16 protein-coding genes and 2 pseudogenes are annotated in these 24,409 nt (G+C 70.6%); 3 read left to right on the top strand and 15 right to left on the bottom strand.

The window, feature by feature from the left end; translation table 11 throughout:
* Positions 1 to 220 precede the first annotated feature (220 nt).
* A complete protein-coding gene (locus AB0M26_RS24120; protein WP_365263899.1) occupies positions 221 to 829 on the bottom strand; it encodes an ATP/GTP-binding protein in 609 nt (202 codons plus the stop codon).
* Positions 830 to 1,223: 394 nt separating this feature from the next.
* Here AB0M26_RS24120 and AB0M26_RS24115 point away from each other — a divergent pair, with 394 nt between their 5' ends.
* The gene (locus AB0M26_RS24115) at positions 1,224 to 1,472 is read left to right on the top strand and encodes a DUF6296 family protein (RefSeq protein WP_365263898.1); all 249 of its coding nucleotides are present in this window, start codon (positions 1,224 to 1,226) and stop codon (positions 1,470 to 1,472) included.
* Positions 1,473 to 1,547: 75 nt separating this feature from the next.
* On the opposite strand, the gene AB0M26_RS24110 is transcribed toward AB0M26_RS24115, so the two are convergent.
* From AB0M26_RS24110 to AB0M26_RS24100, 3 genes are read right to left on the bottom strand one after another with little or no spacing between them, the layout of a single operon-like run.
* Complete coding sequence (locus AB0M26_RS24110; protein WP_365263897.1) at positions 1,548 to 2,003, bottom strand: DUF742 domain-containing protein; 456 nt, start codon at positions 2,001 to 2,003, stop codon at positions 1,548 to 1,550.
* Between the two features lie 9 nt (positions 2,004 to 2,012).
* Positions 2,013 to 2,450: a roadblock/LC7 domain-containing protein gene (locus AB0M26_RS24105; RefSeq protein WP_365263896.1), complete on the bottom strand. Its 438-nt coding sequence runs from the start codon at positions 2,448 to 2,450 to the stop codon at positions 2,013 to 2,015.
* Positions 2,447 to 5,200: a nitrate- and nitrite sensing domain-containing protein gene (locus AB0M26_RS24100; RefSeq protein WP_365263895.1), complete on the bottom strand. Its 2,754-nt coding sequence runs from the start codon at positions 5,198 to 5,200 to the stop codon at positions 2,447 to 2,449. The genes AB0M26_RS24105 and AB0M26_RS24100 overlap by 4 nt, the downstream gene beginning before the upstream one ends.
* Positions 5,201 to 5,521: 321 nt before the next feature.
* On the opposite strand from AB0M26_RS24100, the gene AB0M26_RS24095 reads away from it, so the two are divergent.
* Positions 5,522 to 5,944, top strand: coding sequence for a hypothetical protein (locus AB0M26_RS24095; protein WP_365263916.1), 423 nt, complete (start codon positions 5,522 to 5,524; stop codon positions 5,942 to 5,944).
* A gap of 28 nt (positions 5,945 to 5,972) precedes the next feature.
* Here the strand turns inward: AB0M26_RS24095 and AB0M26_RS24090 are convergent, their stop codons facing one another.
* The 8 genes and pseudogenes from AB0M26_RS24090 to betA form a co-directional block, all read right to left on the bottom strand.
* Positions 5,973 to 6,587 (bottom strand): sarcosine oxidase subunit gamma family protein, encoded by a 615-nt coding sequence (locus AB0M26_RS24090; protein ID WP_365263915.1) that lies wholly within the window; start codon positions 6,585 to 6,587, stop codon positions 5,973 to 5,975.
* Positions 6,588 to 6,603: 16 nt separating this feature from the next.
* Positions 6,604 to 9,785, bottom strand: a pseudogene (locus tag AB0M26_RS24085) (sarcosine oxidase subunit delta family protein).
* A 17-nt stretch (positions 9,786 to 9,802) separates the two neighbouring features.
* Positions 9,803 to 11,044 carry a sarcosine oxidase subunit beta family protein gene (locus tag AB0M26_RS24080; RefSeq protein WP_365263894.1) on the bottom strand — a complete coding sequence of 414 codons (1,242 nt, stop codon included), beginning with the start codon at positions 11,042 to 11,044 and terminating at the stop codon, positions 9,803 to 9,805.
* A gap of 174 nt (positions 11,045 to 11,218) precedes the next feature.
* The gene (locus AB0M26_RS24075; RefSeq protein ID WP_365263893.1) at positions 11,219 to 13,672 is read right to left on the bottom strand and encodes an FAD-dependent oxidoreductase; all 2,454 of its coding nucleotides are present in this window, start codon (positions 13,670 to 13,672) and stop codon (positions 11,219 to 11,221) included.
* 214 nt (positions 13,673 to 13,886) lie between these two features.
* A complete protein-coding gene (locus AB0M26_RS24070) occupies positions 13,887 to 14,861 on the bottom strand; it encodes an ABC transporter substrate-binding protein (RefSeq protein ID WP_365263892.1) in 975 nt (324 codons plus the stop codon).
* 33 nt (positions 14,862 to 14,894) lie between these two features.
* The gene (locus tag AB0M26_RS24065; protein WP_365263891.1) at positions 14,895 to 16,883 is read right to left on the bottom strand and encodes an ABC transporter permease subunit; all 1,989 of its coding nucleotides are present in this window, start codon (positions 16,881 to 16,883) and stop codon (positions 14,895 to 14,897) included.
* Positions 16,883 to 17,965 carry a glycine betaine/L-proline ABC transporter ATP-binding protein gene (locus AB0M26_RS24060; RefSeq protein WP_365263890.1) on the bottom strand — a complete coding sequence of 361 codons (1,083 nt, stop codon included), beginning with the start codon at positions 17,963 to 17,965 and terminating at the stop codon, positions 16,883 to 16,885. Before AB0M26_RS24060 ends, AB0M26_RS24065 begins: the two co-directional genes overlap by 1 nt.
* Before the next feature lie 471 nt (positions 17,966 to 18,436).
* The gene (betA, locus tag AB0M26_RS24055; protein WP_365263889.1) at positions 18,437 to 20,119 is read right to left on the bottom strand and encodes a choline dehydrogenase; all 1,683 of its coding nucleotides are present in this window, start codon (positions 20,117 to 20,119) and stop codon (positions 18,437 to 18,439) included.
* Between the two features lie 242 nt (positions 20,120 to 20,361).
* On the opposite strand from betA, the gene AB0M26_RS24050 reads away from it, so the two are divergent.
* Complete coding sequence (locus tag AB0M26_RS24050; protein WP_365263914.1) at positions 20,362 to 21,108, top strand: IclR family transcriptional regulator; 747 nt, start codon at positions 20,362 to 20,364, stop codon at positions 21,106 to 21,108.
* 114 nt (positions 21,109 to 21,222) lie between these two features.
* Here the strand turns inward: AB0M26_RS24050 and AB0M26_RS24045 are convergent, their stop codons facing one another.
* The 3 genes and pseudogenes from AB0M26_RS24045 to AB0M26_RS24035 all read right to left on the bottom strand — a co-directional run bounded on the left by AB0M26_RS24045 (position 21,223) and on the right by AB0M26_RS24035 (position 24,261).
* Positions 21,223 to 22,371 (bottom strand): aromatic ring-hydroxylating dioxygenase subunit alpha, encoded by a 1,149-nt coding sequence (locus tag AB0M26_RS24045; protein WP_365263888.1) that lies wholly within the window; start codon positions 22,369 to 22,371, stop codon positions 21,223 to 21,225.
* A gap of 373 nt (positions 22,372 to 22,744) precedes the next feature.
* A pseudogene (locus tag AB0M26_RS24040) lies at positions 22,745 to 23,902 on the bottom strand (FAD-dependent oxidoreductase); the annotation flags it as partial.
* Positions 23,899 to 24,261, bottom strand: coding sequence for a bifunctional 3-phenylpropionate/cinnamic acid dioxygenase ferredoxin subunit (locus AB0M26_RS24035; RefSeq protein WP_365263887.1), 363 nt, complete (start codon positions 24,259 to 24,261; stop codon positions 23,899 to 23,901). The pseudogene AB0M26_RS24040 and the gene AB0M26_RS24035, both read right to left, overlap by 4 nt.
* Positions 24,262 to 24,409: the final 148 nt, after the last annotated feature.

The raw sequence follows: 24,409 nt of genomic DNA, 5'->3' as shown, positions 1-24,409 counted from the left end.
CCGCCGGAGTCCGGCGGAAGTGCGGGCGGCCCGCCGGAGTCCGGCGGAAGTGCGGGGGCCCGCCGGAGTCCGGCGGAAGTGCGGGGGCCCATCGGAGTCCGGCGGAAGTGCGGGGGCCCATCGGAGTCCTGCAGTCCGCGGCCCGAGGGGCGTCGGAGCCCTGCCCGCGCCCGCGCGGTTCGAGGCCCGACGGAGTCCTGCAGTTCGCGGCCCGCGTCCGTCAAGTGGCCGCGGGCTGTGGGTGGCCCGCGCCGGTCTCCAGTGCGTGCTGGACGACCGAGATCAGCACGTCCTTCGCCGACTCCCGCTCCCGGGCGTCGCACAGGACGAGGGGCACACGGGAGTCCAGGGCGAGCGCGTCCCGCACGGTCTCCGGCGCGTAGCGCTGCGCCCCGTCGAAGCAGTTGACGGCGACCGTGAAGGGGATGCCGCGACGCTCGAAGTAGTCGACGGCGGCGAAGGAGTCGCCGAGGCGGCGGGTGTCCGCGAGCACGACGGCGCCCAGCGCCCCCCGCGCCAACTCGTCCCACAGGAACCAGAAGCGGTCCTGTCCGGGCGTGCCGAAGAGGTACAGCACCAGGTCGTCGCGGAGGGAGATCCGGCCGAAGTCCATCGCCACGGTGGTCGTGGACTTGGACTCCACGCCGTCGAGCGAGTCGACGGGACGGCCCGCCTCGGTGAGCAGTTCCTCGGTGCGCAGCGGTTTGATCTCGCTGACCGCACCGACCAGGGTCGTCTTGCCGACGCCGAAGCCGCCCGCCACCAGGATCTTGAGGGTCACCGGTTCGGCAGGAGACGTGCGGCGCCGCTCGGAGCGCCCGAAGACCATGGCTCTCTCACTTCGCTGTACGGAGATCCTTCGGGGAGGACTGTAGCGGCGGCGTGTCCGTGCGGGCTTCCCAGGTCCGCGAAGCGACCGGATCCTTCACGCGCCCGACATCGTGCACGCAAACTCATGACCGCCGGTCGCGTCGCACCGGGGCGCCACGGCACGTGTCGCCGGGCGAACCGCTGGCGCTCTGCCGTTCCGCAGCACGCTGCACATCGCACATCGCACGCCGCAGCGCCCGACGTACCGTATACAGGCGGAGCACACTCCGTAGCCGAATCCCCGGATTCCCGTGGCGCGGGCCGGGGAATCCAGCAGTAATTTGTGCCCAATGCCCTATTCCGTGCAGTCTGGTCTCAGCACCACGTGGGGGTTCGCGGAACAGGAGGGCGTCATGCGGCAAGCGGAAGAATACGAACTTGTGTTCGAGCATTCCGATGTCTCGGCGCCCTCGGCCGAAACCGGCGAGGATGTCGTGCTGGTGCACCGGACCGACCGCAGCGGCCCCGGCGGACACCCGGTCTACGCCGACGACACGGGGATCGTCCGGGCGGAGATCAGCGACCGCGCCGAGGTCCGCATGATCGCCACTGGCGGCCACCAGGAACTGCGCTCGGCGGTCGAGGCCCGGCCCGTAGCATGAACGGAGCCGCGGGTCTCGACGACCGGGCGCCGCGGATCGCAGGGGCGGCGCCGCTGCCCCGCGCCGCAGGCCGTGTCACAGCGCCCGCAGACCGTCGATCACCTCGCGCAGAATGCTCTCGTCCGGCAGCTCGGCAGGCGGGACCGGCCGCGAGACATGGACGAGGTCCTCGTCCAGCAGATCGCCGATGAGCACGCGGACGACGCCGACCGGGAGGTCGAGGTCGGTCGCGAGCTCCGCCACCGATTGCGGCACCTCCCGGCAGCGGTCGACGATGTCCAGGTGCTCGGGAGACAGCGCGTGGTCCGCGGCGTCCTGGGCGTCGTCCACACCGCTCCGCGACTCGGCGACGACGACCGCGATGAGGTCGAGTCGGTCCTCGGCCGCGCTGCGGGTCCTGCCTCGCGTCATGGCGTACGGCCGTACGACCGGGCCCGCCGCGTCGTCGAACCAGTGAGCCGTGCTACGCCCCTCCTCCCGGCCGCCCTTCCCCGGGCCGCCGTCGTGTCCGTTTCCCCCGTGTTCCGCCATGGCGCCTCGTCACCCCCCGGCGGCGTACCCGGGTCCGCTCCTCGGAGCGGTGCCCAGGTGAATGCCGACCCGCTTGACCATGAGCGTCATCTCGTACGCGATCTGGCCGACGTCGGAGTCCGCGTCGGCGAGCACCGCGAGACAGCTTCCGTCGCCGGCCGCTGTGACGAACAGGAACGCGTCGTCCAGCTCGACGACCGTCTGCCGCACGTCACCGGCGGCGAAGTGGCGCCCCACGCCCTTGGCGAGGCTGTGGAAGCCCGACGCGACAGCGGCCAGGTGCTCGCCGTCCTCCCGGGTCAGGTCCTTCGAGGTGCCCTTGGCCAGCCCGTCGCCGGACAGCACGAGCGCCTTGCGGATGCTGCCCACCCGGTCGACCAGCTCGTCGAGGAGCCAATTGAGCTGACCCGCCACTCCCGTCGCGGCGTTGTGTGCCGGTGCTGTCATCGACCGTCCCCCTCGGGTGTCGTTCCTGGTGCCGTGTCCCGGCCGGATCCATTGTCCCGTCCGGGGTGGGCCCGACCGGACCCGGTGTCCTCGCCGTTGTAGGCCCGGCCGCGCTGCCAGCCACGCTGGAGCGAGGCCATGCGAGCCCTCACCTCCTCGGCATCGCGCTCGGGTCCGCTCTCCGCGGGCCGGGACTGCCGCTTGCCGATGTGCTGTGCGGGATCGGTCTTGAGCTGTGGAGCGAGGCTGGCCTGCCGTACGCGACGGGGCAGCCCTCCCACGGTCGTCGAGGTGGGCTCCGCGGGTTCCGACGGCGATTCCCGGGTCCCCTCGCGCGACACCTCGGTCCTGCCGCGCGAAGGGGACGCGGCGGCGCGGGGGTCCCTCGCGTCCACCGGCCGGCCGTGGTCGGAGACCAGGACGGGCGGGGTACGGCGGGGCAGCGGCATCTGGCCGCCCGGGCGCGTCACTTCGGGACCGTCGTTGTCGGGGACCTGCTCGTGCCCGCTGGCGTCGCGGGTCTCCTCGCCGACGGCCCGGCCGGCCCCCTCGTCGCCGCGCCACGCGTGGCGCTCCCCCGAGCGCCCGGCGGGAACGCCGCCCCGGCGGAGCCGCCGTCCGCGCCATGCCTCGCGCTCGGCGGAGCGACCGCGGAAGATGAGGCCCTCGTCGTCGTCATCGTCCAGGGCGGATACGGGGGCCTCGAGTTCCACGGGGCCGTCGAGCACGGGTTCCGTACTCGGCGTCCCGGCCATCGGGAGGGGGACCTGGGCCAGCGTCGTGAGCGGGTCGCGCGGCGGCTCGTGCTCGCCGGCCGCCTCCTCGGGCTCCCGGTCGTCCGGCGACTCGTCGCCCGGGGCGTCGGTGAGCAGCGCCGCCGGGATGAAGACGACCGCGGTGGTGCCGCCGTACGGAGAGGTCTGCAGCGAGACGCGGACGCCCTGGCGGCGGGCGAGCCGGCTGACGACGAAAAGGCCGAGCCTGTCGGTGTCGGAGAGTTCGAACTCGGGAGTCTCGGCGAGCCTGAGGTTCGCGTCGAGGAGGGCGTCGGGGGCCATGCCCAGTCCGCGGTCGTGGATTTCGAGCGTGAAGCCGTTGGCGACGCGTTCACCGAGGACCTGGACCGCGGTGTGCGGAGGCGAGAACACCGTGGCGTTCTCCAGGAGTTCGGCGATGAGGTGCGTGACATCCGCGACGGCGGGACCGGTCACCGCCATCCGCGGCAGGCGCCGTACCTCGACGCGCTCGTAGTCCTCGACCTCGGCCACGGCTGCGCGTACGACGTCCATGAGCTGGATCGGCTTGCGCCACTGCCGGGAGGGGGCGGCGCCGGAGAGGATCACCAGGCCCTCGGCGTGGCGGCGCATACGCGTGGTGAGGTGGTCGAGGCGGAACAGGTCCGCCAGCTCCTCGGTGTCCTCGGTCCGCCGCTCCATCGCGTCGAGGAGGGTGAGCTGGCGGTGCAGAAGGACCTGGCTGCGGCGGGCGAGGTTGACGAAGACCTCGGAGACACCGCGCCGCATGTCAGCCTGGCGGACGGCGGCCTCCAGGGCGGCGCGCTGCAGGGTGTTGAGGGCCTTGCCCACCTGTCCCATCTCGTCCTGGCCGTACTCCAGGCGCGGCGCCTCGGTCTCGACGTCGACCTGCTCCCCCGCGGCCAGGCGGCGCATCACGCTGGGCAGCCGTACGCCCGAGACCTCGTGGGCCTCCTTGCGCAGCCTGGACAGGTCGCGGACCAGGCCGCGGCCGATGCGGACGGAGACGATGACCGAGACGAGCACGGCGGCGAAGCCCAGGACACCGGCGACAGCCGCCTGGATCAGAACGCCGACGGCGACGGGCTGCACACGGTCCTGGTAGTCGCGGCCCGCGTCGGCGCCCATGCGGTCCAGCGCGTCCAGAACGGTGCTGGAAGCGGCCTGCCAGCGCTCGGCGTTGATGCCGTCGAGGGCGTCATCGGGAGGAGCGTTGATCACCCGCTCCTCGTCGCCCCGCAGGTCGACGGTGTCGGGGCCGTTCCAGTACTTCTCGAAGACGGCGGCCTCCTCGGCAGGGAGCACCGGGAGGTCGGTGGCGTAGATGAGCTTGCGGTTGGCCACGAGGTCGGAGAAGGCCCGCTGGTCGCGCTGGCTCATCCGGCCCGCGGCGAGCGCCGAGGCGAGCAGGGCGTCCTCACGGGAGAGCTCCTCGCGGGCGCGGGTGATCCCGACGATCGCTCTGCCCTGCTTGTCCATCTCGGCGTCATCGAGGGCGTGCAGGGCGTTCAGGAACTCGAAGGCCGGGTCGATGAGCGCGTTGTACGCGGCGAAGGCGTACGGGCGGGAAACCGTGCCTTCCTCTACCTTGGCGCGCAGGGTCTCCAGCCCCTCGAGCCCGTCGAGCAGATTGTTCAGCCGCAGGTCGACGTCGTCGCCCATGCCGGCGCGGACGTCGCTGTCACGGGCGTTGCCGCGCAGCCGGTCCACGACCCTGTCGGTGGCCGCCTCATGGCGGTGCAGCCGGGAGAGCCCGTCCGATCTCCGGGGGTCGGCGAGATGTACCAGGGTCTGCCTGCGCTCCTGCTGGAGCATCTGTACGGTGTCCTCGGCCGGGAAGCCCAGCTCGTCCACGACCTGGGCGGTGTCGAGGAGTTGCTTGGCCTCACGGCCCGTGATCACCGTGGCGAACGCCCAGATGGAGGTCAAGGACACCAGCGGCACCAGAAGCAGCCCCACGATCTTCCTGCGGATGGACTTCCCGCGAAAGCGCATGGCCTCCCCTACGTCGACCCCGGCACGCGGGGCGGTGTTCCGGCTCGGATTCCGTTTCCACAAGCGGCGCGAGCCTACTACTGCCTCCCGGTCATCTCGAAGACCCGTCCGGACGTTCACCTATGTCATCGGAGGCTCTCATCCGTCGTTGTCGGGCCATGGCGGGACATCCGTCCCTTGGGCACGGGTCGTACCGACCGGCCCGGACTCGGCGGTTGGAACCACAGGTTCGCGGAAAGACGCCTTCAACGGGAACCTCAGGTCTCCCCCCGTTCGTGATCCTGGTTGAGGGGAGTGAGCCGGATGATGACGGAACCGGACATGGTGGACGGCGTTGGCGCCGAGGAGAGCGGCTTCGGAGGCGGGGGGCGCCGTTCGCTGTGGACCGTCGAGCCGGCCGTACGGCCACGGATGCCAGATCCTGTCCGCTCGGCCGCGGTGCGGGCCTGGATCATCACCTCCCTCACCCTGGTTCAGGCCATGGTCGCCGTCCTCTGTACGTTCGCGGGCTCGTGGTTCGCGTTTCCGGCCGTGCTGGGCGCGGTCGCGAGCACGGTGGTCGCCACCTGGAGCGTGCTGGACGTCTGGGTGACCCGGCAGGTGTGGAACCAGCGGCACGGTGTGGTCTCGGAGCCGAGCAGTACGGCGCGGGCGTTGCGGCGCGAGAGGCGCAGGGCGCGGCGCGAGGCCCGCAGGGCGGAGCGCGCCCGACCGTCGTCGGGCCGGCGGCTGTCGCGGGCCTGATGGGGCGCTGCTCCTTCGCCGGCCCTGGTCAGAAGGCGAGCGGGCCCGTGTACTCCGTCGCCGCGTCCAGCAGCCAGTCGCCCAGATAGCCCGCGAACGACGAGCGCACCAGCACCCAGAAGCCGGGCTTGTGCGCATCGCGCGCGGCGAGCACGACCTGCGTGCGGGCCAGGATCGTGCTCGCGCAGCGCCCCGCGCCGAACGACCGGGGGTGCAGATCGAGCGAACAGCCGCGCTCCAGCATATCGCGCGACCGCGCACCGCCCACGAGCAGCGTGGTGCGCTGGGCGGAGACGTCCACGACGGAGGCTGCCGGGCACTCCGAGGCCGCCCGCAGCCGCTCCCGCAGGTCGTCCCCGGCTCCGGGCGGTCCGACGACGAGCCATTCGTCCGGGCCCATCCGGAGGACGGCCGATTCCCCGCCCCGGACGAGGGTGTTGGGCTCCAGGGGAAGCTCTACGCCCAGAGCCGGTCCGACCGTGTCGCCCGCAGGCCCCTTGGGATCCAGGCGCACCGAGAACTGTGTGAGGAAGGGGAACTCCGCCAGGCGGACCGCGCCTCCGGACGCGCGAGTGGCGGCAGCGAACCGGGCGTGATGCCGGTCCAGCGGGCTGCGGCGGGTGGTGGTTCCGGTCGGGTTGATCCCGGCCGTCGTCGTCTCAACCGTCACGGCGTGCCCCCTCGGGGTCGTAGAGAACGGGACCGGTGACCGTGACCGGGACCAGCGCGTCCCCGACGGGTGCGAACAGCCGGTCGCCGATGCGCTCCCGGCCGCCCTTGACGAGCGCGAGCGCGAAGGTGCGGCCGAGAGCGGCGCTGCGGTAGCTGGAGGTGACGTGTCCGAGCGTGGGCACGGGCGGCTCCGGAAGCGTGTCGTGCGCCACCAGGTGGGTGCCTTCGGGCAGCAGCGTGCCGGAGTCGTCCGGCAGAAGGCCCACGAGGTGTTTGCGGTCGGGCCTGCTGGTGTCGGCACGTGCGTAGGAGCGTTTGCCGATGAAGTCGCGTTTCTTCCGCGACACCACCCACCCCATCCCGAGGTCCTGCGGGGTGACGGTTCCGTCGGTGTCCTGACCGACGATGGGATAGCCCTTCTCGGCGCGCAGAACGTGCATGGTCTCGGTGCCGTACGGCGTGATGCCGAGCGGTTGCCCGGCGTCCTCGAGTGCCTCCCACAGTGCAAGGGCGTCCCACGGCAGGACATTGATCTCGTAGGCGAGTTCGCCGGAGAAGCTGATCCTGCACACGCGCGCGGGGATGCCGGCGACGACTGCGTCCCGCCATGCCATGAAGGGGAAGCTCGCGGCGTCGACGGCCGGGCCGGTAGCGAGGGCGGCGAGCACGTCGCGCGAGCGGGGTCCGACGAGGGCGACGGTGGCCCACTGCTCGGTGACGGAGGTGCAGTGCACCCGTAGATACGGCCACTCGGTCTGGAGCCACTCCTCCATCCAGTCCAGGACGGCGGCGGCGTTGCCGGTGGTGGTCGAGGTCAGGAAGTGGTCCTCGGCGAGACGGATGACGGTGCCGTCGTCGAAGACCATGCCGTCGGGGCGGCACAGTACGCCGTAGCGGATCATGCCGGTCTTCAGCGTGCTCATCATGTTGGTGTAGAGCCGGTCCAGGAAGATGCCCGAGTCCGGGCCGTGGACGTCGATCTTGCCGAGGGTGGAGACGTCCATGAACGCGACACCCTCGCGGGCCGCGCGGCACTCGCGCCCGACCGCCACCGCCATGTCCTCGCCGGCGCGCGGGTAGTACCACGGCCGCTTCCACTGTCCGACGTTCTCGAACAGGGCGCCTTGCGCGACATGCCACTCGTGCAGGGCCGTGACGCGTACGGGGTCGTGCAGGGCACCGCGGTCGCGCCCGGCGAGCGCGGCGAAGGAGACCGGGGTGTACGGGGCGCGGAAGGTGGTCGTGCCGAGGGCGGCGGCATCGGTGCCGAGGAGCTGCGCGACGACGCCGCTCGCCAGCACGCCCGAGGTCTTGCCCTGGTCGTGCGCCGTGCCGGCCGTGGTGTAGCGCTTGATGTGCTCCATGGACCGCAGGCCAGCGCCGGTCGCGCGGGCGAGATCGGCGACGGTGACGTCGCGTTGCAGATCGACGAAGCTGAGGACGGGATCGGCGCCCGGGACGTGCCACAGGTGCGCGGCGGGCGACACGGGTTCGTCACGGACTTCGGCGGTCGGCACCGGTACGCCACCGGCTCCGGGTCCTGACCGTGTGCCGGCCGCCGTGAACCCCTCGGCCCCGACAGCACTGGCGCCGGCTTCCGCGCCGTCCGCCAGGGCCGCGCCGAGACCGAGGACGCCACGGGCCGCACCGGCGACGCGTACGGCCTGGCGGCAGCTGCCGGGGACGAACGCGCCGAGCACGTCGTCGTATCGCAGGCTCCCGCCCGCCTGGCTGAAGAGGTGCACGACGGGGTTCCAGCCGCCGGAGACGAGGAGCAGGTCGGCGGTGAACTCCCGTGCCGGCGCCGGGTTTTCGCCCAGGGGCCGGGCGGTCACCGACGTCACGTGTGGATCGCCGGTCGCCGCGGTGACGGCGTATCCGTGCAGCACCTCGATGCCGGCCTCGGCCGCACGCGCGGCGGCGGGGCCCGGTGCCGGGCGGGAGTCGATGATCGCGGCGATCTCGACGCCCGCCGCGGCCAGGGCGAGCGCGGCGTCGTACGCGCTGTCGTTGGTGGTGCAGACGACGGCCCGGCGCCCTGGGAGGACGCCGTAGCGGACCGCATACGTGCGGGCCGAGGCGGCTAGCATGACGCCGGGCCTGTCGTTGCCCTCGAACGCGATCGAGCGCTCGTGGGCGCCCGTCGCGAGGACCACGCGCCGCGCACGGATCCGCCAGACGCGCTCGCGCGAGACGTGGGCGGGCGCGCGGTCGCCGAGGTGGTGGGTGCGGCGCTCTACGGCGAGGAGGTAGTTGTCGTCGTAGTAGCCGAAGACGGTGGTGCGACGCAGTACGCGGACCTCCGGTGCCGCGTCGAGTTCTCCCTCGACGGCGGCCACCCAGTCGAGCAACCCGGCCCCCTCGGGCGAGGCTTCACGGCCGCCGTCACGGGCTCCGGCGTCGACGGACCCGAGCAGGCTTCCGCCCGGCTCGTGCTGATCGTCGGCGAGGATGACGCGGGCCCCGCTGTGTGCGGCGGCCGCCGCCGCGGCGAGGCCGGCCGGGCCCGCACCGACGACCAGCAGGTCGCAGTGGGCGTGCACAGTGTCGTACCGCGCCGGGTCGGATTCCGTTGCGAGGCGTCCTCGACCGGGAAGGCTCCTCGCCTGGAGCCCGTCGTACAGCTCGATCGTCGTGGCGGGCAGCATCGGCTCGGGGAAGGGGGCCTCGATCTGGACGACTGCGTTGGGTTCTTCACTGCCCGCCGCGAAGATCCCGCGCGGGCGACCGAGCCGCACACTGGTGCCGGTGATGCGGACGCCGCCCGCCAGAAGGGCGGAGGCGAGCGTGTCGCCGCGGAAGCCCTCGTACTCGACGCCGTCGAAGCGGAAGCGCAGGGGCTGTTCGCGCGCGATCCGGCCCCCCGCGGGCCGCCGTTGTGCTTGCGAGGTCATCGGATCACCGGCCTCGGTTCGCCGACGCGGTGGACGGCGAGGATCTCGTGCGTGGCCGTATCGCGTACGGCGTTGAACCAGCGGCGGCAGCCGGCCGCGTGGCTCCAGCGCTCCGGGAACGGCCCCTTGGGGTTGTCACGGAAGAAGAGGTAGCGGGCCCACTCCTCGTCGGTGAGGGCCGCCGGGTCGTCGGGGTAGGGCACGTGGGCCTGGCCGCCGTAGTGGAACTCGGCTTCGTCGCGGGGCCCGCACCAGGGGCATGGGATCAGCAGCATCGGCAGGTCCTCGGTCCTCAGTGGGCGACGGCGGCTGCGCCGTGCTCGTCGACGAGCGCGCCGGTGGTGAAACGCATCAGCGAGAAGGGGGCGTTCAAGGGGTGCGGCTCGTCGTGGGCGATGGTGTGCGCCAGGACCCAGCCGGCTCCGGGCGTGGCCTTGAAACCCCCGGTCCCCCAGCCGCAGTTGAGGTACAGGTGGTCCACAGGGGTGAGCCCGAGGATGGGCGAGGCGTCGGGGCTGACGTCGACGATGCCTCCCCAGGTGCGCAGCACGTGCGCACGGGCGAAGACCGGGAACAGCTCCAGCGCCGCGGCCATCTGGCGTTCGATGATGTGGAAGGCGCCGCGCTGGGTGTAGGCGTTGTACGCGTCGATGCCCGCTCCCATGACGAGTTCGCCCTTGTGCGCCTGGCTGACGTAGACGTGCACGGCGTTGGACATGACGACCGTGGGGTGCACGGGCTCCAGCAATTCGGAGACCAGCGCCTGCAGCGGGTGGCTCTGGATGGGCAGGTCGATCCCGGCCATTCCGGCCAGGACGGAGGAGTGCCCTGCCGCGCAGAGTGCCACTTTGCCCGCGGCGATCGGGCCGAGTGAGGTGCGGACACCGGTCACCCGGCCCCCGCGTACGTCGATTCCGGTGACCTCGCAGTTCTGGATGATGTCGACCCCAGCGGCGTCGGCGGACCGGGCCAGGCCCCAAGCCACGTGGTCGTGCTTGGCGATCCCGGCCCGGGGCTGGTAGGTGGCGCCGAGGACCGGATAGCGCACATCGGGCGAGATGTTGACGATCGGGCAGACGTCCTTGACCCCTTGGGGATCGAGCCATTCGGCATCGACGCCGCCGAGCCGGTTGGCCTCGACGCGGCGCCTGCTGTCCCGTACGTCCTGCAGGCTGTGCGCGAGGTTGAGCACGCCGCGCTGGGAGAACAGGAGGGGGTGGTCGAGTTCCTCCTCCAGGCCCTCCCACAGCTTGAGGGCGTGCTCGTAGAGGGCGGCGCTCTCGTCCCAGAGGTAGTTGGAGCGGATGATGGTGGTGTTGCGGGCCATGTTGCCGCCCGCGAGCCAGCCCCGTTCCAGGACGGCGACATCGGTGATCCCGTGGTTCCTGGCGAGGTAGTGGGCGGTGGCCAGGCCGTGTCCGCCGCCGCCCACGATGAGGACGTCATAGGCGCGCTTGGGCTCGGGGGTGCGCCACAGCGCGTCGGGGTGCTCGGGGAGGTCGGCACCGGGGGTGCGCGGGCTCAGCGGGCTCATCGGAGATCTCCTGCTTCGGTGAGCGGTGGCTGTCGGATACGGCTGCCGGAACGGGCTGCCGGAAACGGCTGTCCGGGGCTGCCGGAACGGGACGGTCGGAACGGGGCTGTCGGATACGGCTGTACGGGACGGTCGGAACGGGACTGCCGGAACGGGGCTGTCGGCGTGCGTCGGTCAGCCGCGCAGCCGTGACATCGACGGGTCGAACAACGGCTCCTCGGAGACGACGGCCGGAACGCGACGCTCGAAGTACCCGATCTGCAGGGTGCGTCCGGGCGCGGCAGCCCCGATGGGCAGCCAGGCGTAGGCAATGCCCTTGCCGATCGTGTAGCCGTACGCGGCGCTGGTGACGTATCCGACGCAGGCCGCCCCGTCGTAGACGGGTTCCTTGCCCATGACCACACCGCGCGGATCGTCGATGGTGAGACAGGTCAGTCGGCGGCGTACCGCCGTCATCCGCTCCTCCAGCGCGGCTCGGCCGATGAAGTCGCCTTGGTCGAGCTTGACGGCGAAGGCCAGGCCCGCTTCGTACGGGTCGTGTTCGTAGGTCATGTCGGTGCCGAAGGCGCGGTACCCCTTCTCCAGGCGCAAGCTGTTGAAGGCTCCGCGCCCAGCGGCGATGCCGTCGTACGGGCGCATCGCCTCCCACAGTGTGTCCCACAGCTTCAGCCCCATGTCGGCGTCTGTGTACAGCTCCCAGCCGAGTTCGCCGACATAGCTCAGGCGCATCGCGGTGACGGGGACCGAGCCGATGTGGGCCCGCTTGGCGCGGAAGTAGCGAAGGCCCCGGTTCGAGAAGTCGCTGTCGGCGAGCGGCTGGAGGACCTCGCGGGCCTTGGGGCCCCACAGGCCGATGCAGCAGGTGCCGGAGGTGATGTCGCGGACGGACACGGAGCCGTCGCGGGGCAGGTGGCGGGTGAGCCAGTCGAGGTCGAGCGGGCCGTTGGCGCCGATCTGGAACCGGTCCCGGCCCAGGCGCGCCACGGTGATGTCGCTGCGGATACCGCCGTCCTGGTCGAGCATCAGGGAGTAGGTGACCGAGCCGACGGACTTGGCGACGTCGGCCGTGGTCATGGATTGCAGGAACGACGCCGCGCCACGGCCGGTCACCTCCAGCCGCTTGAGCGCGGTCATGTCGTACATCGCCACGCTCTCGCGGGTCGCCAGAGCCTCGGCGCCGACGACCGGTGACCACATGCGGGCCGCCCAGTCGCCCGGAGCGGGGACGTCCCAGCGGGCCAGGAGGGGTTCGTTGGCGGAGTACCACTGCGGCCGCTCCCAGCCGGACGCCTCCAGGAAGTACGCGTTGAGCTCCCGCTGCCGTGCGTGGAAGGGGCTGGTGCGCAGGGGCCGGAGGTCGCCGGGGGGCTGGAGCGGGTGGATGATGTCGTAGACCTCTTCGAAGTTCCGGCAGCCCCGGGCCAGCACGTAGTCGGGGGCGAGCTGGTGCGCTTCGAAGCGGTTGACGTCGCACTCGTGCAGGTCGAACGAGCTGCAGTGGCCGTCGACGAGCCATTCGGCCATGGCGCGTCCGACCCCCGCGGAGTGGGTGACCCATACGGCTTCGGCGACCCAGAAGCCCTTGACGTCGGGAGACTCACCGAGCAGGGGCATGCCGTCGGTGGTGAACGAGAAGAGCCCGTTGATGCCTTCCTCGATCTTGGCCTCGCGCGTCGCCGGCAGCAGCGCCTGAGTCTCCGTCCACGCGTCGGCGAAGTCGTCCTCGGTGAAGCGCAGGACGGAGGGCATCCGCTCGGCGGCGTCGACGGGGGCGATGTCGTCCGGGGACACGGGCATGGGGCGGTGGCCGTAGTATCCGATGCCGAGCCGGTCGTGACGGTCGCGGTAGTACAGATCGGCGTCCTGGTGGCGCAGGATCGGGCGGACCGCCTCCTGCTTCTGACCGGCGAGGACGGGGACCGGGCCCGTCCAGGCGAGTTGGTGCGCGAGCGGAGTCAGGGGCAGTTCCATCCCCGCCATGCGGGCCACCTTGGGGCCCCAGATCCCGGCGCAGCACACGACGGTGTCGGCGGGGATCTCGCCGTGATCGGTGACGACGGCACGGACGCGATCGGTGCCGTCCTCGTCGGTCTCGGTGCGGATGTCGAGGACCTCGTGACGGGCGAGGCACCGGACGCCGCGGCCGGAGGCGGCCCGGAGCTGGGCGTCGACAGCGAGGACCGCCTTGGCCAGGCCGTCGGTGGGGATCAGCAGCCCGCCGAGCACCCGCCGGCGATCGAGCAGCGGGTGCAGTTCCACGCAGGCGTCGGGGCCCAGCAGCCGGGCCTCGATGCCCCAGGCGGTGACCCAGCCGTGGCGCCGGTGCAGTTCGGCGAGGCGCTCGGGGGTGGTGGCCACTTCGAGGCCGCCCACCTGGAGGAAGCAGGGCTCTCCGTCGACGGAGAGGGAGCTGAGCTTCTCCACGGTGTACCGGGCCAGCTCGGTCATGGTCTTCGACGGGTTGGTCTGGAAGACCAGGCCCGGCGCGTGGGACGACGAACCGCCGGTGACGGGCAAGGGCCCCTGGTCGACGACTGTCACCTCGGTCCAGCCCCGGGAGGACAGTTCATCGGCCAGGGCCGCTCCCACGACGCCGGCGCCGATGATGACCACTCGCGGTCCCGCCATCGCGACCCCTCCAACACCCAACGACGGATGGTTGCTGTGTGCGCAACGTGCATCAGGTTGCGCAACTCACAGTGCCGCTCGCCCAAAGGCGGTGTCAAGGGGGTGTCGGGCCCCGGAAAAAAGGGACCCGCCGAGGGCCTGAAACAGCGGTGCCCGGCGGCTGCCGAAAGCAGCCGCCGGGTACCTGTGCGCTGTTACGGAATTCCCGGCCGGGTCAGTCCTTGCCAAGCCAGGCGTCGACCTTGCCCTGGTTGTCCTCCACCCACTTCTCCGCCGCCTTCTCGGGCGACATCTTGTCCTGGGCGATGTATTGGGCCACGACGTTCTGGTCCTCGTTCGTCCAGTTGAACTTCTTCACCAAGTCGTAGGCAGGGCTGCCGGATTCGGCGAACTTCTTGCTCACGATCTTGTCGAGAGCGTATTCGGGATAGTCGCACGCGACCTTCTCGGTGTCCGCGTCGCAACCCTGCTTGTACGGCGGAAGGTCGACCTTGACGAGCTTCATCTCCGAGAAGAGCCACTGCGGTTCGTAGAAATAGCCGAGCACGGGCTTCTTCTCCGCCTCCCCCTTGCGGAAGGCCTGGATGAGCGCGGCCTCGCTGCCCGCGTAGACCACTTTGTAGTTCAGCTTCAGATTCTTCACCAGGGCCCCGTCGTTGGTGACGAACGACGGGTCGCCGTCGAGCAACTGGCCCTTGCTCCCGGATTCGGAGGTCTTGAAGAGACCGGCGTATTTGTTGAGGTTCTTCCAGTCGGTGATGTCCGGGTACTTCTTCGCCATCCACGGCGGCACGTACCAGCCGATGACGCCCTTGTTCCCGGTCTCGCCGGCCGAAACGGCGGTCTTCTGGTTCTCGATGTACTTCTTCTTCAGGTCGGGGTGGCCCCAGTTCTCGACCACCGCGTCGACCTCACCCGTACCGAATCCTTGCCAGGCAACCTCTTCCTTGAGGTCCTTCTTGTTGACCGTACAGCCGAGTTCCTTCTCCGCGACATGGGCGATGACGGCGGCATTCGCCTCGTAGCCGACCCACGGGTTGATGGCGAGATTGAACTCGCCGCACTTCCCGTCGCTGCCCTTGTCCCCGGACTCGCCGACCTTCGCTCCACCGCAGCCGCTGAGTACCAGGGCAAGCGCCGCCAGTCCTGCCAGTCCGCCGCGCCGGATGGTCGGCGCGTGTCTTGTCATGACGTTCTTCACCACGTGTCCTGCCCTTCTGCATCAACGCCCTTGGGGCGCTCTTCCGGCCCGGCGCGCCGCCGCCTGCGTGATGCGGTCGAACATGACACCGAGCAGCACAATGGCCAGGCCCGCCGCCAGGCCCTTGCCGAACAACTCCCCCTGCGTGAACCCGGCGACGACGTCGTAGCCGAGTGCACCCGCGCCGACGAGGCCGCCGACCACGACCATCGACAGCACGTAGATCAGTCCCTGGTTGGTCGCGAGCGTCAGGGAGGCGCGGGACATCGGCAGCTGCACCTTGGTGATGATCTGCCAGCTGTTGGAGCCGGCGGCGGTCGCAGCCTCCACGGTGGTCGGCGGGACGGCCCGCACCCCATCCGCGATGATCTTGATGGCCACCGGGGCCGCGTAGACGATCGCGGCGACGATCGCCGTGAACCGCGTCGCGTCGAACAGAGCGAGGAACGGCACCAGATAGACGAACGGCGGCATGGTCTGTGCCGCGTCGAGCCCCGGCCGGATCAGCCGGTCGGCCAGCGCGCTGCGCCCCATCCACACCCCCACGACCACACCGAGCACCAGCACGATCACGGTGGCCACGAGGCTGGCGGCGAGCGTCGTCATGGCGTCCCGCCACAAGCCCGAGGCGACGATCAGCCCGGTGCAGGCAGCCGCCGTGGCGCCGGCACGCCATCCGCCCAGCAGGGTGCCCACGACCACCAGCACGGCACCGACGAGCCAGAACGGCGAGCCGGTCAGCAGCGCCTCGAACGGGTCGATCAGCACCGTGGTGACCAGGTCCCGCAGTCCGCCCGTCAGCCCTGCGAGGTTGTCCCGGGTCCAGGCGGTGACGGAGTCCGTGGTACGGGCGATGGCACTGCCGAGGTCGATGTCGTTCGGGAACTCCGAGGCCCACACATAGGTGTGCGAGAGGAAGACACAGACCGCGGTGGCGACACCGCCGCCCAGCAGCAGCGGTTTGCGCCACGCACGGAACCGGGCTCCCGTACGACGGGTCACTTCGACCCGTACGCTCGCGGCCGTGGTCACGCGGTCGAGCAGGATGGCCATGACGACGATGGCCAGACCGGAGTTGAAGGCCGTGCCCACGTCCAGGGTTTCGAGGGCCTTGATGACGGTCTTCCCCAGCCCCGGAGCGTCGATGAGCGCGGCGACGGTGACCATGGACAGCGCGGCCATGATGGTCTGGTTCACGCCGAGGACGATGGTCCGCTTCGACATCGGCAGCAGCACCTTGAACAGGGTCTGCCGCCGCGTCGAGCCCATCGACCGGGATGCCTCCACCGTCTCCCCGGGCACCTCGCGGATGGCGTGCGCGGTGATACGGACAGCGGGCGGGGCCGCGTAGATGCACGTGGCGATCGTGGCGGACGCCGGGCCGATGAGGAAGAACAGCGTCAGCGGGGCCAGATAGACGAAGGGCGGCATCGTCTGCATGAAGTCGAGGACCGGCGTGACGAGGCGGTTGACCCGGTCCGAAAGGCCGGCCCAGATGCCCAGCGGGATGCCGATGAGCAGGGAGACGAAGACCGCCGCCAGGGTGAGGGCCAGGGTGTCCATGCTCTCCTGCCAGAGCCCCTGCAGGCCGAAGAAGACGAACCCGGCGACCGCCAGCAGGGCGACCCGCACATTGCCGAACGCCCACGAGACATAGCCCGCGACGGCGACGACGCCCAGCCAGCCGATGGCCGGCACGGGCAGCCCGAACGCGGGCTGGGAGACCAGTCCCTGAACAAAGGTGACGAGGCTGTCGATGACCAGCCGGATCTCGTTGAAGAAGTAGAGGAACAGCGGATTGCTGTTGCGATCGGCACCGATGGCGTCGTTGAACTCGTTGAACTCACGGTGCAGGGGCGTGAGTTCCGCGGTCTCCAGGGCCAGGGTATGGGTGCCGCGGAGCACCAGCCACAGCACCACCCATGCCGCGACGACACCGGCCACGGCGAGTCGCCGGCCTCCTCTCAGCGGGGACGCCACCCGTGCGGCCGTCTCGGTGAGGGCCGCCATCACTCACCGCCCTCCGCACCGGCGACGATCTCCAGGATCTCCTCGTCACCGACGACGCCCAGCAGCTTGCCGTCCTCGACGACCTTGACCGGTCCGGAGGACGCGAGCACCGCGCGAGTGGCGTCACGGACGACGGCGTCCGGCCCGAACTCGGGCCCGTCGAGCGCTTCGTCCTTCTCCGCCGGGCGCATGATCCAGCGGAGGGTGAGCACCTCCGAGCGGGGTACGTCGGCGACGAAGTCCCGTACGTAGTCGTCGGCCGGTGCGCCGACCAGTTCGTCGCCCGTACCGCACTGGACCATCCGGCCGTCACGCATGATGAGGATGCGGTCGCCGAGCTTCAGCGCCTCGGAGAGATCGTGGGTGATGAACACCATCGTCTTGCCGACCTCGTGGTGGAGCCGGATGACCTCGTTCTGCATGTCCCGGCGGATGAGCGGGTCGAGTGCGGAGAACGGCTCGTCGAAGAGGAGGACGTCGGGGTCGACGGCGAGGGCGCGGGCCAGTCCCACGCGTTGCTGCATACCGCCGGACAGCTGGTCGGGGTAGGAGTTCTCGAAGCCCGAGAGGCCGACCAGCTCGATGACCTCCATCGCCCGCTTGCCGCGCTCCGCCCGGCTCACGCCGCGGATCTCCAGACCGTAGGAGACGTTGTCCAGCACGGAGCGGTGCGGCAGCAGCCCGAAGTGCTGGAAGACCATCGAGAACTTGCGCCGCCGCAGCTCGCGCAGCCGTTTCTCGTCGGCGGCGCGGATGTCCTCGCCCTCGAAGATCACTTCGCCCGCCGTGGGCTCGATCAGCCGGGTGAGGCAGCGGACCAGGGTCGACTTCCCCGAGCCGGACAGGCCCATCACGACGAACACCTCGCCCGGGGACACGTCGAAGGCGACATCGCGGACCGCGGCGGTGCATCCGGTGCGCTCCATGAGCTCACGGGGGGCGAGATCGCGAAGCTCGGGCGACCCGGGCACCCGGTCGGCCTTCTGGCCGAAGACCTTCCACAGTCCGCGTACGGAGATGACCGGGGTCGCGTCCCCGGACGAGCCCCGCTGCGGCGGCAGTTCTGTCCTGATTACGGTCACGACCGGCCTCTCTTCCGATGGCCCAGCGCGCCGCGCCGAACGCCGCCGAAGTGCAGAAATGCCGCGCGCCGAACCGCCGTTGCGTATCACGCATCGTATTGCTCGGGGTGGAACACACTTGCCCACGAACCGGCATACGTCAAGAGGCGTGCCGGGGCTGATTCACCACCCGGCGAGGCGGCCGACAATTCTTGACCCGCCGTACATACGCCCTGGACGATGTTGCGTATAACTCTTCGCGTTGCGCAATGCGGCATTCCCTACCGCGGGCTGGTCCGGCCCGCGCCGCGGACCGATTCGACCGACCCCAGCGCCCAATAGAGGCGGGCTCGCGCTCACAGAGACCGCGCCGCCGACACCAGCGCCTTCATCACATGCAGATCCTCGCCCACGGGTGTCACCGAAGCGAAACGGCGACTCGCGCCACCCGCACACCCATACCTGCGGCTTTGAGGTTCGAAAAACACCTACTCAGACCGGCTCGGGAGGTTGCCCGTCCCCGGCGGGCCGGTGCCGGTAGAACTCCGCCTTCGAGGGCGGCAGGGGCTCGTTGCCCAGGATGATGTCAGCGGCCTTCTCGGCGACCATCATCACCGGGGCGTAGATGTTGCCGTTGGTGATGTACGGCATGACCGAGGCGTCCACGACACGCAGCCCCTCCAGGCCGTGGACCCGCATCGTCGCCGGGTCGACGACGGCCGTGTCGTCGGTGCCCATCTTGCAGGTGCAGGACGGGTGCAGGGCGGTCTCGCCCTCCTTGGCGACCCAGTCCAGGATCTCCTCGTCGCTCTGCACCCCGGGGCCGGGCGAGGTCTCCCCACCGTTGAAGGGGTCCATCGCGGGCTGGGCGAGAATCCGGCGGGCGACCCGGATCGCCTCGACCCATTCGCGCCGGTCCTGTTCCGTGGAGAGGTAGTTGAACGTCAGGGCCGGGTGGACGCCGGGGTCCTTGCTCTTGATCTTCACCGAGCCGACGGCGTCGGAGTACATGGGCCCGATGTGCACCTGGTAGCCGTGCCCGCCGGAGGGCGCGGAGCCGTCGTAGCGGACGGCGATCGGCAGGAAGTGGAACATCAGGTTGGGGTAGGCGACGTCGTCGTTGCTCCGGGCGAAGCCGCCCGCCTCGAAGTGGTTGGTCGCGCCCGGCCCCTTGCGGAACAGCCACTGGAGGCCGATCCACGGGCGGTGGCGCCACTTCAGATACGGCTGCATCGACACCGGCTGCTTGCAGGCGTACTGCACGTACACCTCCAGATGGTCCTGGAGGTTCTCCCCCACACCCGGCAGGTCGTGCACCACGTCGACGTCCAGGGCCCGCAGCTCGTCCGCGTTGCCGACACCGGAGAGTTGCAGGAGCTGAGGGGAGTTGATCGCTCCGCCGCTCAGAACGATCTCTCCGGCGTGCACTCGCTGGGGCGCACCGCGCCCGCGGCAGTACTCGACGCCGACCGCGCGTCCGCCCTCGAACAGAATGCGGGTGACGTACGCGCGGGTCCTCACCTCGAGGTTCGGCCGGTTCATGACCGGGTGGAGGTAGGCGCGGGCGGCGGAGAGGCGACGGCCGCGGTGAACATTGCGGTCAAATGCCGCAAACCCTTCCTGACGGTAGCCGTTGACGTCGTCGGTGCGCGGGTATCCGGCCTGTTCGGCCGCTTCGAGGAAGGCGGGGAAGAGCGGGTTGGTGGCGGGGCCGCGCTCCAGAACAAGGTTGCCCTCGTGGCCGCGGAAAGGGCCGTCGGGGTCTGCGGCCAGGCAGTTCTCCATGCGCTGGAAGTAGGGCAGGCAGTGCGCGTAGTCCCAGGCCTCCATGCCCGGGCCGGTCGCCCAGCGCTCGTAGTCCATCGGGTTGCCGCGCTGGAAGATCATGCCGTTGATACTGCTGGAGCCGCCGAGGACCTTGCCGCGCGCGTGGAAGATCCGGCGGCCGTGCATGTGCGGCTCGGGCTCCGACTCGTACTTCCAGTCGTAGAAGCGGTTGCCGATGGGGAAGGGCAGGGCTGCGGGCATGTGAATGAAGACGTCCCACGGGTAATCGGAGCGCCCCGCCTCCAGGACCAGGACGTTGGTGCCGGGATCCGCGGAGAGCCGGTTGGCCAGTGCGCTGCCGGCCGAACCGCCGCCGACGATGACGAAGTCGTACCTCGTGGCCACCATTGCTGCCTCATCCCTCGTGCCGACTTTCCGGCCGAGGGGGCACCCCGGCCGCCGTACACGGGCATGCTAATACGGTAGCGTTATGCGCACCAGGTTGCGATCGACGCAACTGCAGAGACTGCCACTGAAGAGAAATCCCTTGCCGCAGGGATCCATGGCCTGTTGGTTACAGCGCGTATAGTTGCACCATGAGCAACTACAGTGCAGCTGTCGAGAACGCCGGGCAGCAGCCGGCGGGAGGCGTGCAGTCCGTCGATCGCGCGGTCAGCGTCCTGGAAATCCTCGCCCAGCGCGGCGAGGCCGGCGTCAGCGAGGTCGCCGCGGAGATCGACGTCCACAAGTCGACCGCGTTCCGTCTGCTCGGCGCGCTGGAGGCACGCGGTCTCGTCGAGCAGGCGGCGGAGCGCGGCAAGTACCGCCTCGGCTTCGGAATCGTGCGACTGGCCGGCGCCGTCACCGACCGTATCGACATCACCCAGCAGGGCCGTCCGGTCTGCGAGCGGCTGGCGGAACAGATCGGCGAGACGGTCAACATCGCCGTTCTGCAGGAGCATTACGCGATCAACCTGTACCAGGTGCGGGGCCCGGGCGCGGTCACCGCGCACAACTGGGTCGGGCAGCTCACGCCGCCGCACGCGACCTCCAGCGGCAAGATCCTCCTGGCGTACCTCTCGCCCCCGGACCGGACGGAGCTGCTCAAGGAGACCGGCCTGAAGAAGGTGACGGCGCGCACCTTGACCTCCAAGGTGAAGCTCGAGAAGAGCCTCGCGGAGGCACGTGAGCGCGGATACTCGCTCACCCAGGGGGAGTTCGAGGTCGGGCTGCACGCCATGGCCGCGCCCATCCGCTCCCGCGACGGCGAGGTCGTGGCCGCGCTCAGCGCGTCCGGGCCCGGCTACCGCTTCACCGAGGACCGCATGCACGAACTCGCGCCGGTCCTGGTCGAGGGGGCGGAAGAGATCAGTCGCCGGCTGGGCTATCTGGGCTGAACGGCCGCTTCCCGTACGGCGGACGGCGCTGCGGCGGTCCACCGGCGTACGGCATGAGGCGGAGCCGCGTTCGGCGCCCGGCGGCGGCGTCCTCGCGTGCGGGTCCGGGGGGATTCAGCGCGGACTCAGACGCCGGTTCACCCAGGTGTGGAAGTCACCGATGTGGTGCTCGCTGGGCACCAGGACACCGCCCTTGGCGTAGAGCCGCGAGCTCATGGCGGGCTGGCAGCGCTCGCAGGCGTCGAAGTCCTGGCGGTTGACCCGGTCGAAGAGTTCGACGGAGCGGGAGATGTCCCGGCCGCCGTCCACCACGTCCTTGAGGTAGAGCCAGTCGCACTCGACGACCGTACGGTCGACCGCCAGCGGAAACATGCGATGGAAGATCACATGGTCCGGCACCAGATTGATGAAGACCTGCGGTTTGACGGTCAGCGCGTAGTACCGGCGGTCCTGGTCCTCGGCGACGGTGGGGATGCGGTCGAGCCCCTCGGAGCCGTCGACGGTGAACCCCTTGACCTCCGGGGCGAACGCGGCTCCGTGCCCGACGAAGTACTGGGCCGCATAGCCGTCCGCGAACTCGGGCAGGACCTCGGTCAGTTCGGGATGGATCGTCGCGCAGTGGTAGCACTCCATGAAGTTCTCGACGATCAGCTTCCAGTTCGCCCTGACGTCGTAGGAGATGCGCCGGCCGATCTCCAGATCGGCGATGCCGTACCGGTCGATGGCCTCGCTGTCCCCCAGCCGGGCGACGACGTCCCCGACGACCTGCTCCTCGAAGGAGGGCGGGGTCTCGGCAAGGCAGACCCAGACGTAGCCGAGCCACTCGCGCACGGCCACCGGCATCAGCCCGTACGCGCTACGCCCGACGTCCGGCATCTTCGTCAGGTTGGGGGCGGCGACCAGCTTGCCCTGAAGGTCATACGTCCAGGCGTGGTACGGGCATTGGAACGCGCGCTTGACCTCGCCGGACTCCTGGGTGCACAGCTTCGCCCCGCGGTGGCGGCACACATTGAAGAAGGCTCGTACGGTCCGGTCCCGCGATCGCGTCAGCAGGATGCTCTCGCGGCCCACGTCAACGGTCCGGAACGCGCCCGGCTTGTCCAGCTCGGAGGAGCGGGTCGCGCAGAACCACATCGACTCGAAGATGTGCTCCTGTTCGAGGCGGAAGACGGCGGGGTCCGTGTAGTGGTCGCCGGGGAGCGTGGCTATCAGGCTCTCGGGCAGGCCGGTCGTCGTACCGGTCGTGGTCCCGGTCGATGTCACAGTGCACTCCTCGCGGGATGCGTGGTCGGGCGGGTCGTGACGCACCGGGTAGGGCCCGGACGGTGCGGTGCGGACGCGGTGCGGTGCGGACGCGGTGCGGTGCGGACGCGGTGCGGCGGGGGCGAGGTGCACCCTGCCGCGAGACCCCGGGGCCTGCGGCCCGTTGCTCTTACGGCGGCCCGCCGGGACCGGAGGCGATTCGGGGACGGGGGGCGGTACCGGCGCCGGAGACCGTACCGGGGCCTGAGGCCGTACCGGGGCCTGAGGCCGTACCAGGGCCTGAGGCCGTACCAGGGCCTGAGGCCGTACCCGGACCGGAGACGGTTCCGGGACGCGAGGCGGCACCGGGATCCGACGCCGTACCCGGGCGGGATGCCGTACCGGCCAACTTCCGGCGCCAACAGGTGAACAGCCGCGTCTGGTTGACACCGAGCACGGCGACCGGATGCTCCGCGCGCCGGTAGACCGCGAGAAAGCTGCGGTCGGCAGCCGCGCCCTCCTCGACGGTGACGCTGTCGGCCCGCGCGGCGTGCCCGGCGAACTGAATGCGCACTCCGTACTGATCCGACCAGAAGTAGGGAGGGCGGAGCCGTCCCGGCACCGACGTGCCGCCCGAGAGCAGGGCGGCCACCGCGGCAGCCGGGCGCTCCCGCGCACCGGTCCAGTGCTCGACCCTGCGGTGGCCGCCGGCGACCGGGTCGTACCAGGCGGCGCAGTCCCCGACGGCTACCACGCCCGGGACGCCGGTAGTGCCGTCGGCACCGCATCGCACCCCGTTCTCCAGGGTGACCCCGGAGCCTTCCAGCCACGCGACGCACGGGGTGGCACCGATGCCGACGACGACGGTGTCCGCGGGGATGCGGCGCCCGTCCTGGAGGAGGGCCGCGTCCACCCGGCCGCTTCCGCCGAGGGCGCGCACCCCCGTACCGCACAACAGCCGGACGCCGTGGTCCTGGTGGAGTGCGGAGACGATGCCGCCCATCGCCTGCCCCAGCGGGCCGGCCAGCGGCGTGGGAGCGGCCTCGACGACGGTGACGTCCAGGCCCAGTCCATGGGCGGTGGAGGCGACTTCGGCACCGACGAACCCGCCGCCGATGACCACCAGCCGCCCGCCGCGCAGCAGATCGGCCCGGAGCGCGCGGGCATCCTCGATCGTGCGCAGCACATGGACTCCGTCGAGCCCCTCACTGCCGGGAAGCGTTCGCGCCGCAGCGCCGGTGGCGACGACGACTCCGTCGGCGACGACCGTAGGGCCGTCCGCGAGGCGAACGGACCGCTCGCCGCGGTCGAGGCCGACGGCCCGGGCGCCGAGCAGCCACTCGGCGCCGAGGTCCTCGTCCCGGGATTCGAGCGCGAGATCGTCCTCGTCCATCTCTCCGGCGAGGAACTCCTTCGACAACGGGGGCCTGTCGTACGGGCGGAGGGGCTCCTCCCCGATGACGACGAGCTTCCCCTCGTACCCCTGCGCGCGCAGGGAGCGGGCGGCCGACAGTCCGGCGAGCGATGCGCCGACGACGGCCACGCTCCTCACCCGACGCCTCCGGCGACGCGTGCCACGGCGCAGGGCGGGAGGTTCGGGACGGCGTCGGACAGCAATACGTAGATCACTCCGTCCTCGACGAGGACCTGGTGCGTACGGACGGGGAAACGGGCCGGGGGCGCATCGACGCCGCCGGTGCGCAGGTCGAACTTCGAGGCGTGCAGGGGGCATTCGACCTCGCAGCCCTCCAGCCAGCCGTCCGATAGTGAGGCGTCCTGGTGGGTGCACGTGTCGTCGATGGCGTAGACCTCGCCGTCGTCGGTGTGGAACACCGCGACAGGGGGGTCCGTCTCGAGTCGGCAGGACTCGCCTCGCGGGAGGTCGGCGAGACGGCACACAGGAATCATCACGACCACCTCGGATGCGCATAGCGAAACAGAATGCGAAGAACGCAACGCCAGTGTGGGGGCGCCCCTATGCCTTGTCAAGAAGCCGTTTTGGGTGACCTCAAACCGACCTGTCGCATCACTCGGCGCAACGCTGTGCGCAGGAAAAAAC

The organism is Streptomyces sp. NPDC051776 (assembly GCF_040681345.1).
Classification (GTDB): Bacteria; Actinomycetota; Actinomycetes; order Streptomycetales; family Streptomycetaceae; genus Streptomyces.
This window is presented reverse-complemented; position numbering and strand designations above follow the sequence as displayed.

Bases quoted from the DNA above. Each gene is read 5' to 3' on its own strand.
- AB0M26_RS24100 (WP_365263895.1), bottom strand. From the start codon at position 5,200: ATGCGCTTTCGCGGGAAGTCCATCCGCAGGAAGATCGTGGGGCTGCTT.
- AB0M26_RS24075 (WP_365263893.1), bottom strand. From the start codon at position 13,672: ATGGCGGGACCGCGAGTGGTCATCATCGGCGCCGGCGTCGTGGGAGCG.
- AB0M26_RS24095 (WP_365263916.1), top strand. From the start codon at position 5,522: ATGGTGGACGGCGTTGGCGCCGAGGAGAGCGGCTTCGGAGGCGGGGGG.
- AB0M26_RS24080 (WP_365263894.1), bottom strand. From the start codon at position 11,044: ATGAGCCCGCTGAGCCCGCGCACCCCCGGTGCCGACCTCCCCGAGCAC.
- AB0M26_RS24070 (WP_365263892.1), bottom strand. From the start codon at position 14,861: ATGACAAGACACGCGCCGACCATCCGGCGCGGCGGACTGGCAGGACTG.
- AB0M26_RS24115 (WP_365263898.1), top strand. From the start codon at position 1,224: ATGCGGCAAGCGGAAGAATACGAACTTGTGTTCGAGCATTCCGATGTC.
- AB0M26_RS24065 (WP_365263891.1), bottom strand. From the start codon at position 16,883: ATGGCGGCCCTCACCGAGACGGCCGCACGGGTGGCGTCCCCGCTGAGA.
- betA (WP_365263889.1), bottom strand. From the start codon at position 20,119: ATGGTGGCCACGAGGTACGACTTCGTCATCGTCGGCGGCGGTTCGGCC.
- AB0M26_RS24105 (WP_365263896.1), bottom strand. From the start codon at position 2,450: ATGACAGCACCGGCACACAACGCCGCGACGGGAGTGGCGGGTCAGCTC.
- AB0M26_RS24120 (WP_365263899.1), bottom strand. From the start codon at position 829: ATGGTCTTCGGGCGCTCCGAGCGGCGCCGCACGTCTCCTGCCGAACCG.
- AB0M26_RS24110 (WP_365263897.1), bottom strand. From the start codon at position 2,003: ATGGCGGAACACGGGGGAAACGGACACGACGGCGGCCCGGGGAAGGGC.